The 18,083-nt window shown below is 61.4% G+C and carries 12 protein-coding genes and 1 pseudogene; 10 read left to right on the top strand and 3 right to left on the bottom strand.

All coding sequences use genetic code 11. The annotated features are described in order from the left end of the window. Positions 1 to 3: 3 nt before the first annotated feature. The 5 genes and pseudogenes from CQ041_RS07085 to CQ041_RS07105 all read left to right on the top strand — a co-directional run bounded on the left by CQ041_RS07085 (position 4) and on the right by CQ041_RS07105 (position 7,697). Entirely contained in the window at positions 4 to 765 is a 762-nt protein-coding gene (locus tag CQ041_RS07085; RefSeq protein WP_105521744.1) for a PIG-L deacetylase family protein, read from the top strand. 244 nt (positions 766 to 1,009) lie between these two features. Beyond that, positions 1,010 to 3,577 carry an autotransporter outer membrane beta-barrel domain-containing protein gene (locus tag CQ041_RS07090; protein WP_105521745.1) on the top strand — a complete coding sequence of 856 codons (2,568 nt, stop codon included), beginning with the start codon at positions 1,010 to 1,012 and terminating at the stop codon, positions 3,575 to 3,577. 136 nt (positions 3,578 to 3,713) lie between these two features. Beyond that, positions 3,714 to 4,114, top strand: a pseudogene (locus CQ041_RS07095) (alpha/beta fold hydrolase); the annotation flags it as partial. Positions 4,115 to 4,327: 213 nt separating this feature from the next. After that, positions 4,328 to 6,493, top strand: a complete 2,166-nt coding sequence (locus CQ041_RS07100; RefSeq protein WP_105521746.1) for a TonB-dependent siderophore receptor — start codon at positions 4,328 to 4,330, stop codon at positions 6,491 to 6,493. A 142-nt stretch (positions 6,494 to 6,635) separates the two neighbouring features. After that, positions 6,636 to 7,697: a hypothetical protein gene (locus tag CQ041_RS07105; RefSeq protein WP_105521747.1), complete on the top strand. Its 1,062-nt coding sequence runs from the start codon at positions 6,636 to 6,638 to the stop codon at positions 7,695 to 7,697. Here CQ041_RS07105 and CQ041_RS07110 read toward each other — a convergent pair. Beyond that, positions 7,639 to 8,352 carry a hypothetical protein gene (locus tag CQ041_RS07110; RefSeq protein WP_105521748.1) on the bottom strand — a complete coding sequence of 238 codons (714 nt, stop codon included), beginning with the start codon at positions 8,350 to 8,352 and terminating at the stop codon, positions 7,639 to 7,641. The genes CQ041_RS07105 and CQ041_RS07110 overlap by 59 nt on opposite strands. Positions 8,353 to 8,439: 87 nt before the next feature. On the opposite strand from CQ041_RS07110, the gene CQ041_RS07115 reads away from it, so the two are divergent. From CQ041_RS07115 to CQ041_RS07130, 4 genes are all read left to right on the top strand, one after another. Next, a complete protein-coding gene (locus CQ041_RS07115) occupies positions 8,440 to 9,099 on the top strand; it encodes a hypothetical protein (RefSeq protein WP_177429362.1) in 660 nt (219 codons plus the stop codon). A 260-nt stretch (positions 9,100 to 9,359) separates the two neighbouring features. Beyond that, the gene (gene dapA / locus CQ041_RS07120) at positions 9,360 to 10,229 is read left to right on the top strand and encodes a 4-hydroxy-tetrahydrodipicolinate synthase (protein WP_105521749.1); all 870 of its coding nucleotides are present in this window, start codon (positions 9,360 to 9,362) and stop codon (positions 10,227 to 10,229) included. A 175-nt stretch (positions 10,230 to 10,404) separates the two neighbouring features. Then, complete coding sequence (locus CQ041_RS07125; RefSeq protein WP_105521750.1) at positions 10,405 to 11,781, top strand: cystathionine beta-synthase; 1,377 nt, start codon at positions 10,405 to 10,407, stop codon at positions 11,779 to 11,781. After that, the gene (locus CQ041_RS07130) at positions 11,778 to 12,944 is read left to right on the top strand and encodes a cystathionine gamma-synthase (protein ID WP_105521751.1); all 1,167 of its coding nucleotides are present in this window, start codon (positions 11,778 to 11,780) and stop codon (positions 12,942 to 12,944) included. The genes CQ041_RS07125 and CQ041_RS07130 overlap by 4 nt, the downstream gene beginning before the upstream one ends. A 117-nt stretch (positions 12,945 to 13,061) precedes the next feature. Here CQ041_RS07130 and CQ041_RS07135 read toward each other — a convergent pair whose 3' ends face one another. After that, complete coding sequence (locus tag CQ041_RS07135) at positions 13,062 to 15,260, bottom strand: OsmC domain/YcaO domain-containing protein (RefSeq protein ID WP_105521752.1); 2,199 nt, start codon at positions 15,258 to 15,260, stop codon at positions 13,062 to 13,064. Between the two features lie 161 nt (positions 15,261 to 15,421). On the opposite strand from CQ041_RS07135, the gene CQ041_RS07140 reads away from it, so the two are divergent. Next, positions 15,422 to 16,987 carry a PAS domain-containing methyl-accepting chemotaxis protein gene (locus CQ041_RS07140; RefSeq protein ID WP_105521753.1) on the top strand — a complete coding sequence of 522 codons (1,566 nt, stop codon included), beginning with the start codon at positions 15,422 to 15,424 and terminating at the stop codon, positions 16,985 to 16,987. Here the strand turns inward: CQ041_RS07140 and CQ041_RS07145 are convergent. Continuing rightward, a complete protein-coding gene (locus CQ041_RS07145; protein ID WP_105521754.1) occupies positions 16,977 to 17,906 on the bottom strand; it encodes a LysR family transcriptional regulator in 930 nt (309 codons plus the stop codon). The two genes, CQ041_RS07140 and CQ041_RS07145, sit on opposite strands and share 11 nt — an antisense overlap. Positions 17,907 to 18,083 lie beyond the last annotated feature (177 nt).

Below are 18,083 nucleotides of genomic sequence, written 5' to 3' on the forward strand. Positions count from 1 at the left end.
CCCATGAAACCAGCTTCCTCGAACGACGGCCGCCGTGGCCCGGCGCAAATCTGGAACAGCGCGCCGCAGATGGCGCAAATCCCAACACGCCACGTGAACTCACTGGTGCCCAGCGGCGCCCGCGTGGTGATCGTCGCCCCTCACCCAGGTGATGAAGTGCTGGCGTGTGGCGGCTTGCTGCAACTGTTGAGCGACCTCGAACACCCCTTGCAATTGATCTCGATCACCGACGGCAGCGCCAGCCACCCCGGTTCACAACTCTGGCCCGCCGCCCGCTTGAGTGTCGTGCGCCCTCAGGAAAGCGCCGAGGCGCTGCGGCGCCTGGGCATGCCGCTGCACCTGTTGAAGTGGATTCGCGGTGGTTTTTGCGACAACGGCCTGGCAGCCCGCGAGCCTCAGTTGAGCCAATTCATCGCACGTTATCTGCAACCCGGCGACGTGGTGTTCAGCACATGGCGCAACGACGGCAACGACGACCACGACGCGGTCGGCCGCGCCAGCGCCGTGGCGTGCAACGTGGTGGGGGCGCACCTGTATGAATTGCCGATCTGGGCGTGGCACTGGCCCGCCCGCGAAGGCGCCGTGTTCCCGTGGCAGCGGGCACGCAAGGTGCCGCTGGATGCCTGGAACGTCGCGCGCAAACTGCATGCCGCCCATGCGTTCGCCAGCCAGTTGGCGGGGGACCCGCAGATCGGTCTGGCGCCGATGTTGGCGCAGGTGCTGCTCGAGCGAATGCGCGAACCCTATGAAATCGTGCTGGTGTGAGTGGACTCGTCTGTACCTGTTATTTCTCACAGTGGCGTCCCGCGGTGCATAGTCTAAGGTTGAAAAGTCACTGCACCGGTTGATGTGCAGTCGAGAAAGCCATGCCAACCCTTTGCATTGGCCGGTGTTTTGAGGACGGGTAAAGCGCAGTTCCTGGTCCGTATCGCGCGTCACGTTGTCATGGTCTGGCCCGCGCCTGCCCTCGCAGGGGTGGGGGCACCCTTCCGCTCGATGAGGACGGATTATGCGCGCACGCACAATTGCCCCGCTGTACTTCAGCATCGCTTGCACCACAGCCCTGATCACCTGCCCGTCAGTCACCTACGGCGCCTGTGTCATCGTCCCCACGGCAGGCGATGACACCTACACCTGCGACAGCGGTATCGCAGCGGGGTTTGTCGACACGGGTGGCAACAACACGTTGAATCTGAGCGCAACCGGCAACATCGCAGGAAATGTCACCTTTGGATCGGGTATCGACATCGTCACGTTGCTCGACGCCGGCAGTACGGGCATGCAGATTAACGGCTCCCTCAATCAGGGCGACGGCGACAACATTTTCCAGATGAACAACGGAACCATCACCGGTTCGGTGATACAGGGTACTGGCCGGGATATCGTGCAGTTCAGCGGCGGCACAATTGGCGCGGTACTTCAGGGTGCTGGCGTGGACAGCTTTGCCATGAGTGGCGGGTTGATCCTGGGCGATGTAGACCAGGGTGACGGCCTGGACGATTTCGTCATGAATGCCGGGGTCATTACGGGAGCGTTTCTTTCAGGCGACCGCGCGAAAATGACCGGCGGCAGCATTGGTCGAGTCAATATGCTGCTCGATGACAACCTGTTCGATATGCAAGGCGGCACGATCATCAATAACCTCGTGACCGGCTTTGGCAATGACACCATCCTGGTCTCAGGCACCAGCTACATCGGCGGCAACATCAGCGTCAGCGGCGGTACCGATCTCGTCCGCATCACCGGTGGCACGGTGAATGGGCAGATTCTGACGAGCGTGGGCAATGATCGATTCGAGTGGATCGGAGGGGGACAAGTCAACGGTTTCATCCAGTTAGGGGGTGATAACGACGTCGCGCTGTTACAGAACCTGGTGGAAGCAAACGTTGCCACTACCCCCATCTTGGATGGTGGTCTGGGCGTCGATACGCTGACCCTCGATAACAGCCAACTGGCCACGCCAGAGCGGTACACGAATTTTGAAACGGTGAATCTGGACAGCAATGCAACGCTGAGGCTCGGCGGCACCTTCACGCTTGGAGATTCCGGCACGGGCACCGGTGTCATGAACCTCAATGGCAGCAGTTCACTGTTGGTCAGCACCGGGGTGATTACATCCTTTGATCCGGCCCAACGGGTGACGTTGAACAATCGCGGGGTGATTGACATGATCACCAACAGCACCACCGCTACCGACACCCTCAGAATCAATGGCAACTACAACGGCACCGGCGGCCAACTCAAGCTGCAATCGGTATTGGGCGACGACAGCTCCGCCAGCGACAAACTGGTGGTTAGCGCCGGTGCGCTCCAGGGCACCACCAGCCTGTTTGTCACCAACCTGAATGGCGCCGGTGCGGCCACGCAACAGAACGGTATCCTGGTGGTGGAAGCCCTCAATGGTGCTACCGGTGCAGGCACGGCCTTCACCCAGGGCGGCGCGATTTCCGCCGGCGCGTTTGACTATCGTCTGTTCAAAGGTGGCGTGACGGCCGGTACAGCAGACAACTACTACTTGCGCTCGACCATTCCGGTCGTGGACCCTGGACCGGTGATCATTGCGCCGCTGCCAACACCCGGCCCCGGCGATCCGCTGCCTGAGCCGGGCGACAAGGAAATCCCCCTCTATCGCCCCGAGGTATCGCTGCATGCCGCGCTCTTTCCCGCCACCCGGCAATTGGTCCGCGGCATGCTTGGCACCTTCCATCAGCGCATGGGCGAGCAGACCCAACAACGGCAACTCGGCACACTGCCGGCCGGCTGGGGACGTGTCTACGGCAGCAGCAGCCGTCAGCGTTTCGAGGGCACGGTCAACCCGACGCTGGACAGCTCGGTCAGGGGCTTTCAGGTCGGCACGGATGTGGTTGCCAGTACCGATGCCGATGGCACCACCCAGCGTGCGGGCGTGTTTGTCGGGCACAGCCGGCTCAAAGGCGACGTGAAGGGTTTCAACGGCGGCTGGCAAGACAAGGAAGCGGGCAAGACAACCCTGCGCAGCGACAGCCTGGGGGTCTACTGGACACTCATCGGCGCAAACCAGGCTTACCTGGACCTGGTGCTGATGGGCACCCGCTTCAACGGCAATAATGAATCGTACCGAGGGGGCAAGATGGATGCCCGGGGTCATGACGTGACCGCGTCGGCTGAGGCCGGCGTCCCCCTGCAACTGGCCCGTAATTGGGTGGTGGAACCTCAAGTCCAGCTGATCGTCAGCAAGACCAAGCTGGACCGCCAGAATGATGGGGTTTCGGACGTGACATTCAAGTCACCGACCAACCTCACCACGCGCTTGGGTGTCCGTGTACGCGGCGACTATCTGGTTCAAGGCATGCCTTTCGAGCCCTATGCCAGGGTCAACGTGTGGCACAACAATGCAGGCCGCGACACCGTGGTCTTCAACGGTGTGTACGACATCGACACTGAGAAGAAATCCACCACGATGGACCTGAGCATGGGCGCCTCATTGCGTATCGCCGATGACCTCAGTGTGTACAGCGAACTGGGTTACGGGCGCAGCCTGGACAGCAACGCGTTCAACGGTCGTCAACTCACGGTCGGCGCGAGGTTGGATTTCTGACCGCCGCCGTGTATCGCAGTGTGTCCAAAGGCCCCTGCGATACACAGCGTTTACTCCCGCAGGTTTCCTGAAACAGGCCAGCCGTGCTCAACCCTTCCGTAACCTTCAGTCAATCGACGCTGGGTGCCCTCAAGCCCAGCCTGCGGCACTGGCCAGCGACGTCATCGACTTCATGGATGCGTTGCACATTCAGCAAGCGGTACTGGGCGGCTACGACTGGGGCGCGCGCTGGGCGGATATTGTCGCGGCATTGTGGCCTGAGCGAGTCAAGGCGCTGGTGTCGGTCAGTGGCTACCTGATCGGCAACCAGGCAGCAGGCCAACAGCCCTTGCCGCCCAAAACCCTTCCATTGGTGTACCCACCATCACGTTGGAAGGCGATGCCAACGGCGCACCGCACCCGGCAGCCGAGGATTATGCCAAGCGTTTCACTGGCCCTTACGCGTTCCGGCTGATCAGCGGCGGTATCGGTCACAACTTGCCACAGGAAGCACCCGAGGCCTTCGCCAAGGCGGTGATTGACGCGGATCATCTTTGAAATACCGACGACGGTCTGGCGGGCGCGAGAGCCAATAACGACGTGCGCCCCGCCAGGATCTTGGCGAAAAGCCATCATTGAGGATGTGAAAGTTTCGTTAACCAATTATTCCCAAAGGCTTTTTTGTAATGAAATGTTCTGTCACACTGATGCGAATAATTATCAACACTTTTATTATTCGCTAGGGACGGCGACTCGGGGAGAGTACGTTCCATGTCTGTGCAACAACACGGCGGCAAAGGTTTTTCACCCAGTCTGATGGCCATGGCGATCTGTCTTGCGACGTCCCAGGTGGCGTTTGCAGCTGAGGCAGAAGCACCTGCGACAACCCTGGAACTGGGGGCCACCGAGATTTCCGGCCAGCAGCCGGTGCTGGGCGCGACCACCGAAGGTTCTGAGTCCTACACCACAGGCTCGATGTCGACGGCTACCAAACTCCCCCTCACCCTGCGTGAAACCCCGCAAGCCGTCACCGTGATTACACGCCAGCGCATGGATGACCAGGCCATGACCAGCATCAACGACGTGGTCAGGAACACGCCGGGGTTGTTCCTCAACTTCTCCAACGGCCCTGGTCGACAGTCCTACACATCCCGGGGTTTCGACATCGACAACCTCATGTATGACGGCATTCCGAGCGGTTACAACGGTGTATCCGTAGGCGCCCAGCCGAACCTGGCAATGTTCGATCGCGTTGAAGTCGTTCGCGGCGCCACCGGCCTGGTGACCGGCTCAGGCAACCCGTCGGCGGCCATCAACATGATCCGCAAGCGCCCGCTCGACGAGCAGAAAGTCACCCTCACCGGCGCCGCCGGCAGCTGGGACGACTACCGTGGCGAACTGGACGCCTCCAGCCCGCTCAACGACAGCGGCACCTGGCGTGGCCGGGTCGTCACCTCTTATCGCGATGCCAACAGCTTCATCGACAATGCCGAGGAATACCACGGCCTGTTCTACGCGGTCACCGAAGCCGACCTGAGCGAAGACACGACCCTGACCCTGGGCTTCTCGAACCAGAAGGACAAGACCAACTACTTCTGGGGTTCGTCGATGGTCGGCCAGGACGGCCACCACTTGAACCTGCCCCGCTCCTACAACCCCGGTACCGACTGGGAAAACAAGGACCAGGAGATCAACACGGTATTCGCCGAACTGCGCCAGCGCCTGGGGTATGACTGGAACCTGCAGGTCAACGCCAACTACGCCGAACAGAACGCGCTGTTCTCGGGTTCCTACCAGTCCCGCTGGACCGCCAACACCCCGGCGCGCACCGTGTACCAGGCCGCCTACGACGAAAACCAGGCCGGTATCGACGCCTTCGCCAGCGGCCCCTTCGAAGCGTTCGGGCGTACCCACGAACTGGTCGTGGGCGCCAGCCGACGCATCTACGACATGAACTCCCACGACTACAGCCCCTACAACACCAACTGGCCGTTGACGGCGGGCAAGCCGAATTTCGTCAACACCACCGACACCCGCGAAGTCACCACCCAGGATGGTTTCTACCTGACCTCGCGCCTGAGCCTGGCCGACCCGTTGAAATTGATCCTCGGCGCGCGCCTGGACTGGTATGACTACGATGCCCATGACAGCAGCGATGGCGACTACAAGGTCACCCGCAACCTCACGCGCTACGCCGGCCTGATCTACGAGCTGGACGACCATCACTCGGTCTACGTCAGCTACAGCGACATCTTCACCCCGCAAAGCTCCAAGGATGTCTCGGGTACGCCGGTCAAGCCGATTGTCGGCAAGAACTACGAGGTGGGCATCAAGGGTGAATACCTGGACGGCGCGCTGAATGCCAGCGTGGCACTGTTCCGCGTCGACCAGGAAAACCGTGCCTCCCAGGTCTACGTCCAAAATTGCCCGCAGACCTCCTGCTACGAAGCGTCGGGCGAGATCCGCAGCCAGGGCATCGACTTCGAACTGCAAGGTGCGCTCACCGAAAACTGGCAGGTCGGCGGTGGCTTTACCTACGCGCGCACCCACACCGTGAAAGACCCGGCCAGCCCGGCCAAGGTCAACAAGCAATACGACACCGACACCCCGGAGCGCCTGTTCAAGGTCACCACCCGCTATAACTTCCAGGGCCCGCTGGAAAAACTGCGAGTGGGCGGTAACCTCTCCTGGCAGAGCCGCATGTACAACGACATTGCGTTGACCAACGGCAGCACCTATCGCCTGCAACAAGGCGCATACGCAGTCACCGACCTGATGGCCGGCTACAAGGTCAACCAGCACTTGGACCTGCAGCTCAACGCCAACAACATCTTCGACCGTCGCTACTACTCTTCCATTGCCAACTCCGCCAGCTACGGCGGTGACGCCTACGGCAACCCACGCAACATGATGCTGACGGCCAAGTACAGCTTCTAAACGACAAGGCCCATGCGGCTGCCCTACGGGCAGCCGCTGTTGATTACATCCTGGCGCCATCAGCAATGCTATATTGCCAGCATCGCGGATTGGCGCCGTTGTGCCCTTTACATGCCACCCGCGCGCTTACAAGGACGTAATCATGCCGCTGCAGAATCAGCACGCCCTGCCCACAGCCACCGACTGCCGGGAAAATCTCCATAAATACCGCTACAGCCACGCTGCCAGCTTCCTGAAGCAGCAGAACAGTCACGTGCGCTTATCGAATTTTCGTGGCGAACTCTACGAAGCGGCCTTCTACGAACAGTGGGCGGCCACTATTGCCGAGCACGCCAACCCGCGCCTGACGCTGGTCGCCAAAGGCATCTACACCCCTAAAACCAATACATTCCTACAGGACGGTTTTTTCTGTGATGGCAAAGGTCGGTGCATCTACAACAGCCATGGCTTCTCGATTGCCGAGTTCGACGCCATGACGCTCTGCGACCGCAGCTTGCAGTTCTTCGAATGCACGCTCACGCAACGACCCGAAAACCTGCGCACACTCAAGACCGAAGCCTTGAAAAAACATGCGCTCTTGCGCCAGTTGTTTCCGGATCACGTCATCACCTGCACCATCGTCAGCGATAATCCCACCACGCTTGCGCCCTTCAAAGACCTTGAAGGCTTCACCACCCAATGGTTCGACGCCCCTGCGGTCGACCCCCTGCAGGTCGCGCAAAATCTGACACCGCAAAGCCTCACCCCCCTGCATCGCATGCGTTCGGCCAACAGCCTCAACAAACGGGCACAACCCTACGATTGCCTCACAGCCTTCAAAGCCCTGTCCCAGCAACTGTTCCAAGCCCCCTCGCTCAGCGTGATCAAGCACCAGCTAGTCAAACCCGAACAGCTGTTCCAGCGCCTGTGCTGGGGCAAAGTTGCCGCGGCACCGTTGGAACCAAGGCTGGGTGAGGTGAAGGCTGAATTCGTCTACGTGTTGATCAACTTCAAGAACAAAAATGCCCCGCAGTTGCGCTATTACTTCTTCGACAAGCACGGCCGGAACGTTTACGAAGTGGGATCCCCCCCAAAGAAACTGGGGCACCAAAAGGTCAGCCGCATCGAATTGGCCAGCGTGCGTGAACAGGCGCCGTTGCGCGATATCAACGATCTCTTGGGGCTGGAGGAGGAGCTGCTGATGTGGAGGTCGCAGCCCCTTTAGTTTCCGCAACCGTGCCTTGGCAGCCGGTCACGGTTGGATAAGGCAGGCACACCAGCATCAACGCGTTCTTGGGTTCAAAGCCATGATCAATCATGCAGCGTTGCGCCTTGGCGGTAGCGCCGATGCTGCCGATCTCAAGATTGGACCCCAGTGGCTTCGGATAGCCGCAGGCGTACATGACCGGCAGCGCTTCGTGGTCGTTGGCGATCTGCACGGAGAAATGCTTTGACGCGCCCACTTTGCGCCAGGAGACCTGCATGCTCTCAAACCGACCCGAATTTGGCTTGATCGGATAGAAACCGTCATCGGCAGTAAACGGCAAGGCTTCCAGTTGGGACAGGCTGAGTGGATGACCCTGGCGTTCTTCGACGCAGGCTGGAACATTCTTCATGACTTCGCAAAATTTGAACCGGTCTTTACGTTTGAATCCAAGCCGTTGCATGCATTGGAAATGAAGCACCCGGACGTTGATCGGATAGCGGGTCAGCGAACCTCCCACGGGTTCGCCACATTCGGCCATCGCCAACTTCACACCGTCCACCGAAGTGGCCGTGCGTTGCCACTGCGTGAACTCAGCGGGCGGCGGGCAACCGGTGAGTAACAGTACCGATGCGATGAGGCCGGGGAAGGCAATGAGCTGGGTTTTCCGTAACATACCGTTCCTTGTAATCGAGCAATACCCACACTGTAGCAGCCGGTCTGCCGGCGAAACATCGCCAACCACCTTCAGAGCCCGCACCTCATGACGTTCACTCACCCCAAGGGCACACTGAAAAAAGCAGCCATTGTGATCACTGCGCTTTCAGTGATTGGAGCACTCATGTTCTACCTGCAATGGGCCGCCGGCATTGCCAGGCAGACCATTTTGATGCCCTACATCCCGGCGTGGACCACCTACATTGCAGTCAGCATTCTGTTCGGGCTCATCTTTGCGGGCAGGGCGCTGTGCCGTCTCCCGGTCGAAAGAACCCTCAAACGCATTGCCAGTGCTTTTTCAAGCGGCCTGTGCATCGGTTTCGTTTGCGTCTTGAATAGCTATGACGTGGGCGCCTACCTGCTGCCTGGCGAAACGGTTGAATACGATTCCACGTATGAAATCACCTACCCAGGACCCGCCCTCGGTAGAACCAGCCGTTGCGAAGCGGGCCTGTGGATCGAGGATCCAAACACTGGGCGACGCCTTCAACTGTGCACAAACAAAGCTGACCTGGACCGTCAGATACAGCGAGGCATGACTGCTGTCCGGGTGACGGCGCGCACCAACAGGATTGGCTCTTACATCATCGGGCATCAGTTTATTTATCAGTATCCTGAGTCGACTCTCGACGACGATCACTCAGTCTACGCCAGCCCAAGTACAGCGTCTGACGACGCCGTTGACACAGCTCGCCATCTTCCATGAAGATGGGGGCCTTATTCAGGGTGTGTCAACGTATGTCCACAAGCGCCTCCGTCAACCTTCGCACCATTGGCTTGATTGCCAAGGCGCAAGGCCGCGTTGCGCACGCCCTCAAATCGAAGAAACAGTCGCTCATGTGACCGGGGCGCGCTGTCCCGTCAGATGAGCTGACAGGACATTGAGCGCGACGGTCTCCCCCCTTTGCACAATCTCCCCTGGCCTTCTGACGGTGACTCAAGCGGTCAATCATCAGGAGAAAGTGCATGTCAGCGTTTCAAGGTATCTGGGTTCCCGTGGTCACACCGTTTCAGGACGGTGCCATTGATTGTGTCGGCCTGCGTCGGCTCATCGAACATCTGCTGGCAAACCACGTGGCCGGGATCATGGTCTGCACCACCACTGGTGAGGCTTCTGCGCTGAGCCGTGCGGAGCAACTGGCGGTGCTGGATGCGGTGCTGCAGTGGGTCCCCGCGAACCGCGTGGTGATGGGCCTGGCGGGCGGCAACCAGATTGAATTGCTGCAATTCCAGCGCGACGTGCTGCAACGCCCGGTCGCCGGGCTGCTGGTGCCGGCGCCGAGTTACATCCGCCCGTCCCAGGCCGGCCTTGAGGCGTTCTTCCGGACCGTCGCCGATGCCTCCAGCGTGCCGATCATTCTGTATGACATTCCCTACCGTACCGGCGCGACCTTCGAACAGGCCACCCTGCTGAACATCGTCGCCCATGAGCGCATCCTGGCGGTCAAGGACTGTGGCGGCAACCTGGGCAACACCCTGGCGCTGCTGGCCAGTGGCGAAGTCGACGTGTTGTGCGGCGAGGACCTGCAACTGTTCAACGCGCTGTGCCTGGGCGCATCCGGGGCGATTGCGGCCTCGGCCCACGTGCACACCGAGCGCTTTGTGGCGCTGTGGCAACAGGTGCGCGCTAACCAGTTGGCGGAGGCTCGCGAGACGTTTTTTCAACTGGTGCCGTTGATCAATACGCTGTTCATGGAGCCCAATCCCGCGCCAGTCAAAGCCGCGTTGGCGCTGCAAGGGTTGATCGGCAGCGAGCTGAGGGCGCCGATGCAGTCGGCCAGCCCGGACCTGGTGGGCCGCCTGGCAACAACGCTGGCGTCTTCGAAGCCTCGCTGAAGCTCGACCTCTCCCACAGGGGGTGGGTGGCGCCTGCAGGTGGCCACGCGCCCCTGCGTCCATGCGCCAAAAAATGACATTCATCGGACCGTGCGGTTGCGACCGGCCCGATCCCGGCCTATGGTCCAAACCATGCCCTGCATTTTGCTGTCCCCCCTCGACTACAGGTGACGACATGCCCGCACAATCTCGCCCCGCCGTGCTTGAACTGATCGGCAATACGCCGCTGGTCAAGGTCAGCCGTTTCGATACCGGCCTCTGCACGCTGTTCCTCAAACTTGAATGCCAGAACCCCGGCGGCTCCATCAAGGACCGCATCGGCCTGGCGATGATCGACGCCGCCGAGCGCGATGGCCGCCTGCAGGCCGGCGGTACCATTGTCGAAGCCACCGCCGGCAATACTGGCCTGGGCCTGGCGCTGGTCGGCCGGGCCAAAGGCTATCGGGTGGTGCTGGTGGTGCCCGACAAGATGTCCACGGAAAAAGTGCTGCACCTCAAGGCCATGGGCGCCGAGGTGCATATCACCCGTTCCGACGTGGGCAAGGGCCATCCCGAGTACTACCAGGACGTGGCCGCCCGCCTGGCCAGGGACATTCCCGGTTCATTCTTCGCCGACCAGTTCAACAACCCCGCCAACCCCCTCGCCCACGAGACCAGCACCGCGCCGGAAATCTGGGCGCAAACCCAGCACGATGTGGACGCCATTGTGGTGGGCGTCGGCTCGGCCGGCACCCTCACTGGCCTGACGCGGTTCTTTCAGCGCGTGCAACCCGAACTGGCGATGGTGCTGGCGGATCCGGTGGGCTCAGTGATGGCCGAATACAGCCGCAGCGGCGTGCTGGGCACACCGGGCTCGTGGGCAGTGGAAGGCATCGGCGAAGACTTCATACCGTCGATCACCGACCTTTCCAGCGTGCGCCACGCCTATTCCATCAGCGACGAGGAAAGCTTCGACCACGCGCGCCAGTTGCTCAAGGCCGAAGGCATTCTGGGCGGCTCATCCACCGGCACCCTGCTCGCCGCCGCCTTGCGCTACTGCCGTGAACAGACGGTGCCCAAACGCGTGGTCACCTTCGTCTGCGACACCGGTACGCGCTACCTGTCGAAGATCTACAACGACCAATGGATGAACGATGCCGGCCTGCTCCACTACAAACACTACGGCGACCTGCGCGACCTGATCGCCCGTCGCTTCGAGGACGGCCGTGTGATCAGCGTGAGCCCCGACGACACCCTGCTCACCGCGTTCAAGCGCATGCGCCTGGCCGATGTCTCCCAACTGCCGGTGCTGGTGGACGGCCGTGAACTGGTGGGCGTGATCGACGAATCCGACATCCTGCTGGGCCTGCACCATGACGCTGCGGATTTCCAGATGGTGGTGGCGAGTGCCATGACCGATAGCCTGGAAACCCTGGCGCCCAGCGCCAGCCTCGCGGAGTTGCAGGAAGAACTCGATCGCGGCCTGGTGGCCATCATCGCCGACGCCACTGGCTTCTACGGCTTGATCACCCGCGTCGACCTGCTCAATCACCTACGGAGATCCCTTGCATGAGTCAGCCCGATAAAAGCGCCTTCGCCACCCGTGTGATCCACGCCGGGCAATCCCCCGACCCAACCACCGGCGCGCTGATGCCGCCGATCTACGCCAACTCCACTTACCTGCAAGACAGCCCCGGCGTGCACAAGGGTTTCGACTACGGCCGCTCCCACAACCCCACGCGCTTCGCCCTGGAGCGTTGCGTCGCAGACCTGGAAGGTGGCAGCCAGGCATTTGCCTTTGCATCAGGGCTGGCAGCGATTTCGACCGTGCTGGAGTTGTTGGACGCGGGCGCGCATGTCGTCTCCGGCAATGACTTGTATGGCGGCACGTTCAGGCTGTTCGACAAGGTGCGCCAACGCAGCGCAGGGCATCGGTTCAGCTTTGTGGACTTGAGTGACCTGTCGGCGTTTGAAGCGAGCTTGCAAGATGACACGCGGATGGTCTGGGTCGAAACGCCGAGCAATCCGCTGCTGAGCCTCACCGACCTGAGCGCCATCGCCCGCCTGTGCAAGGCTCGCGGGATCCTCTGCGTGGCCGATAACACCTTCGCCAGCCCGTGGATCCAGCGGCCGCTGGAGCTGGGCTTTGATGTGGTGGTGCATTCCACGACCAAATACCTCAATGGGCACTCGGATGTGATCGGCGGGATTGCCATAGTCGGCGACAACCCGGCATTGGCGGAGCGCCTGGGTTTCCTGCAAAACTCGGTGGGCGCGATCGCCGGGCCGTTCGACGCGTTCCTCACCCTGCGCGGCGTCAAAACCCTGGCCTTGCGCATGGAGCGCCATTGCAGCAACGCCCTGGACCTGGCCACTTGGCTGGAGCAACAACCGCAAGTGGCGCGGGTGTATTACCCAGGGCTCCCGTCCCATCCGCAACATGCACTGGCCCGACGGCAGATGCACGGGTTTGGCGGGATGATTTCAATCGACCTGAACAGCGACCTCGCCGGGGCCCGGCGCTTCCTGGAAAACGTGGAGATCTTCGCGCTCGCCGAAAGCCTCGGCGGTGTGGAGAGCCTGATCGAACACCCAGCCATCATGACCCACGCCAGCATCCCGGCAGCCACGCGTGCGCAGCTGGGGATTGGGGATGGGTTGGTGCGGTTGTCGGTAGGGGTTGAGGACGTGGAGGACCTGAGGGCGGATTTGGCAAACGCCCTGGCGAAGATCTAACGACAGAAATCGATCAAATGTGGGCGCTGGCTTGCCCGCGAAGGCGGTGTATCAGTCATTCATTGATCGACTGACCCACCGCTTTCGCAGGCACGCCCACTCCCACAGTCGTTAGTATCAGGCGGAGGTGATGGTGGCCCGCGCCGCATGCAGCTTCTTGTAGCTGTCGATCAAGCGCAAATGCCGGTCCAGGCCTTCGAGCTTCATGCTGGTCGGGGTCAGGCCATGGAAACGCACGTCGCCATTCACCGAACCCATCACCGCATCCATCCGTTCATTGCCGAACATGCGGCGGAAGTTGGCTTCGTAATCGGCCAGTTCCAGGTCCTCGTCCAGTTCCATTTCCAGCACCGCGTTCATCGCCTGATAGAACAGGCCACGGTCGGCAGTGTTGTCGTTGTACTGCAGGAACATCTCTACACACTCCTTGGCCTCTTCATATTGCTTCAGGGCCAGGAAGATCAGCAGCTTCAGCTCGAGGATGGTCAACTGGCCCCAGGCCGTGTTGTCGTCGAACTCGATGCCGATCAGGGTGGTGATGTCGGTGTAGTCGTCCAACTCGCTTTCGATCAGGCGCTCAAGCAACGCCTGCAGCGCTTCTTCGTCGAGGCTGTGCAGGTTGAGGATGTCTTCGCGGAAGAACAGCGCCTTGTTGGTGTTGTCCCAGATCAGGTCATCCACCGGGTAGATTTCCGAGTAGTCCGGCACCAGGATGCGGCACGCCGTGGCGCCCAGGTGTTCGTACACCGCCATGTAGGACTCTTTGCCCATGCCTTCCAGGATAGCGAATAACGTCGCGGCCTCCTGGGCGTTGGAGTCTTCGCCTTCGCCACTGAAGTCCCATTCGACAAAGTCGTAGTCCGACTGGGCACTGAAGAAGCGCCACGACACCACGCCGCTGGAGTCGATGAAGTGCTCGACGAAGTTGTTCGGCTCGGTCACCGCCTGGGCTTCGAAGGTCGGCTGCGGCAGGTCGTTGAGGCCTTCGAAGCTGCGGCCTTGCAGCAGTTCGGTCAGGCTGCGCTCCAACGCCACTTCCAGGCTCGGGTGGGCGCCGAACGACGCGAACACGCCACCAGTGCGGGGGTTCATCAGGGTCACGCACATCACCGGGAATTCACCGCCCAGGGACGCATCCTTCACCAGCACCGGGAAACCCTGGGCTTCCAGGCCCTGAATACCGGCGAGAATGCCTGGGTATTTGGCGATGACTTCGGCGGGTACATCCGGCAAGGCGAATTCGCCTTCGATGATCTCGCGCTTCACCGCCCGCTCGAAGATTTCCGACAGGCACTGCACCTGCGCTTCCGCCAGGGTGTTGCCGGCGCTCATGCCGTTGCTCAGGTAGAGGTTTTCGATCAGGTTGGACGGGAAATACACCACCTCGCCATCGGACTGGCGCACGAACGGCAGCGAAACGATGCCGCGCTCTTCGTTGCCGGAGTTGGTGTCGAACAGGTGCGAGCCGCGCAGTTCGCCCTCGCGGTTGTAGACCTTGAGGCAGTAGGCGTCCAGGATCTCGCTCGGCAATTCGTCGTTCGGGCCCGGCTGGAACCAACGCTCATCCGGGTAATGCACGAACGGCGCATTGGCCAGCTCCTCGCCCCAGAACTGGTCGTTGTAGAAGAAGTTGCAATTGAGCCGCTCGATGAACTCGCCCAACGCCGACGCCAGCGCGCCTTCCTTGGTTGCGCCCTTGCCGTTGGTGAAGCACATCGGCGAATGGGCATCGCGGATGTGCAACGACCACACGTTGGGCACGATATTGCGCCACGACGCGATCTCGATCTTCATGCCCAGGCGCGCAAGAATCCCGGACATGTTGGCGATGGTCTGCTCCAGCGGCAGGTCCTTGCCCGCGATGTAGGTACCGCCGTCGGACATCGAGCTGGGCATCAACAGCGCCTGGGCATCCGCGTCCAGGTTCTCGACTTCTTCAATGACGAATTCCGGCCCGGCCTGCACCACTTTCTTCACGGTGCAGCGGTCGATGGAGCGCAGGATGCCCTGGCGGTCTTTGTCGGAAATGTCCGCCGGCAACTCCACCTGGATCTTGAAGATCTGGTTGTAGCGGTTCTCCGGGTCGACGATGTTGTTCTGCGACAGACGGATATTGTCCGTGGGAATGTTGCGCGTCTGGCAGTACAGCTTCACAAAGTACGCCGCACACAACGCCGACGACGCCAGGAAGTAATCGAACGGCCCCGGCGCCGAACCATCGCCCTTGTAGCGGATGGGCTGGTCGGCGATCACCGTGAAGTCGTCGAACTTGGCTTCAAGTCGAAGGTTGTCGAGAAAGTTGACCTTGATTTCCATGCGGGTACACCAGAAGACGGCTAAACAAAAATGGCCGCCATTATGAGGGGTTTCATCGCGAAGTTTCAGGCTTTTGACCAGCGGCTGGCGAAATGGCCAATGTGCATTAACCTTTTGGCAGTTGGGGCCGATGGACTGAGTGCAACCAGGGAGTAGTCGGAATGCGCAACAACCAGCCTGTAACACAGCGCGAGATTTCCCTCGCGCCTCAGCAAAAACTTATTTCCGCCACCGATACCCGGGGCGTGATTACCTACTGTAACGACGCCTTCGTGGAGATCAGCGGTTTCAACCGCGCTGACTTGATCGGTGCGCCGCAGAACATCGTGCGTCACCCCGATGTGCCTCCCGCCGTGTTTGCCCATATGTGGAGCGCCTTGAAGCAAGGCCTGCCGTGGATGGGCATCGTCAAGAACCGCTCGAAAAATGGCGACCATTATTGGGTCAACGCCTACGTCACGCCGATTTTCGACGGCAGCCAGGTAGTGGGCTTCGAGTCCGTGCGGGTCAAGCCCACGGCCGATGAGATCCGTCGCGCCGAGGCGTTGTACCGACGCATCAGCCAAGGCAAACCGGCGGTGCCGCGCCAGGATGCGTGGCTGCCTGCCGTGCTCAGCTGCGTGCCATACGTAGCCACCGGCGTGGCCGGCAGCCTTGCCGGGCTGGCACTCAGCGCACCGGCAGCCCTTGCGGTGGCTGTGGCAGTGGCGATTCCCGTCGGCCTGCTGTGCGCCCGCCTGCGCCAGGGCAACACCCTGCGCTTGCTCGCCGGGGTGGAACCGTCGACATCCGACGCCTTGATCGCCCAGATGTACAGCGATGCCAAGGGCCCCCAGGCGCGCCTGGAAACCGCGTTCGTCAGTCAGGCCGCGCGCCTCAAGACGTGCCTTACGCGCCTGCAGGACAGCGCCGAACAGCTGAGTACGCTGGCTGGCCAGTCCGATCAGTTGGCCACCGCCAGCTCCAAGGGCCTGGACCGCCAGCGTGTCGAAACCGAGCAGGTCTCGGCCGCCGTCAATCAGATGGCCGCCACCACCCAGGAGGTCGCCAGCCACGTACAACGCACCGCCGACGCCACGCAGCAGGCCAACGTGCTGACCGGCCGGGGCCGTGAAGTGGCGCGGGACACGCGTGAAGCAATCGAGCGTCTGTCGGCAGTCGTCGGGGAGACCGGGGTCACCGTGGCCCAACTCGCCCGCGACAGCGACGAAATCGGCAGCGTGGTCGACGTGATCAAAGGCATCGCCGACCAGACCAACCTCCTCGCCCTAAACGCCGCCATCGAAGCCGCGCGAGCCGGCGAACAAGGCCGGGGCTTTGCGGTAGTCGCCGACGAAGTCCGCCAGTTGGCCCAGCGCACCTCCCAGTCCACCACCCAGATCCACGCGCTGATCACCAAACTGCAAGCCTCCAGCACCAACGCCGTGCACAGCATGGAACATGGCCAGCGCCAGGCGCAGGAAGGCGTGGCCTGGGTGCTGGAAGCCGACCAGGCATTGGTGGGCATCAGCGAGGCCGTGTCCCATATCACCGACATGACCACCCAGATCGCCGCCGCCACCGAGGAGCAAAGCGCGGTCGCCGAGGAGATCAGCCGCAACATCACCACCATCGCCGAGCTGGCCGATCAAACGTCCCTGCAGGCCCACCAGTCCACCGACCTGAGCAAGGAACTGACCAACACGGCGTCGACGCAGTACGCGCTGGTGGAGCGGTTCAACCGCTGATCAGCTCCCGGGCAGTCGCTTCCAACTGGCTGCCCACCTGCGCCTTCAGGGTGTCGATGAAGCGCGTGATCTTGGCATCGACAAACTGGCGCGACGTGTACACCGCGTACACGTTGCGCTCGTAGGTGTGATAGTCCGGCAACACTCGCACCAGCTTGCCGCAGCGCAGGTCGTCGAGCGCCGAGAACCCGGCGAGCAGGCCGATACCGGCGCCTGCCTTGATCGCCACGGCCATGGCCTCCATGTCATTCACGCTGAAACTCGGACCCGTCGGCACAAAGGTGGCATCGCCTTTGGCGCTTTTGAGCTGCCACTCATCCCGAACGTAATCGACCGTGCCCAGCAACAGGCACTGATGGTCGCGCAGGTCCTCGGGCTCCAACGGTGCGGCGTGTTGTGCAAGGTACTCCGGGGAGGCGACCAGCACACAATGGCTGACACCGATTTTCTGGCTGACATAGGCTGAATCCGGCAGGGTCCTGGCAATCAGGATCGACACGTCCAACTGGTCTTCGAGCAGGTTCGGCATGCGCTGGGACAGCATCAGGTCCACGGTGACGTCCGGGAATTGCCGGCGGTACTCAAGCACGGCGCAGGTCACCAACTGGCGTGCCAGGCCGGGAACGCAATGCACGCGCAACGTGCCGCGCGGCGCCAGCAGTGCGTCGCTGGCCTCGGCTTCGGCGCTTTCCAGGTCAGCCAGGATGGTCTTGCAGCGCTCGTAAAAACGCCGACCCGCGTCAGTCACCGACAGCCGCCGGGTAGAGCGCTGGAGCAAGCGCGCATCGAGGTTTTTTTCAAGGGCGGAGACGGCCCGGGAAACGTTGCCGACGGTTGAATCGAGATGGTTGGCGACTGCCGTGAAACTGCCCATCTCCACGACTCGCACGTACACCGACATGTTCGAAAGTTTATCCATCACTACCGTCCATAAGGCCTGAGCCAAAGCAGGTCGCATGATCGCCGCTGCCGGCAGTGCGCGCAAGCCAGGGATTTTGCTGTCCCACACAACAATCATTCCCTCGCGTGCGGCTAAATCAATCGCCCTGCCCTCCCTAGACTTGGCCCCGGTTCAGCCACTTCCTTAAACGCTACG

The sequence above is a fragment of the Pseudomonas sp. MYb60 genome, from assembly GCF_002979555.1.
Classification (GTDB): Bacteria; Pseudomonadota; Gammaproteobacteria; order Pseudomonadales; family Pseudomonadaceae; genus Aquipseudomonas.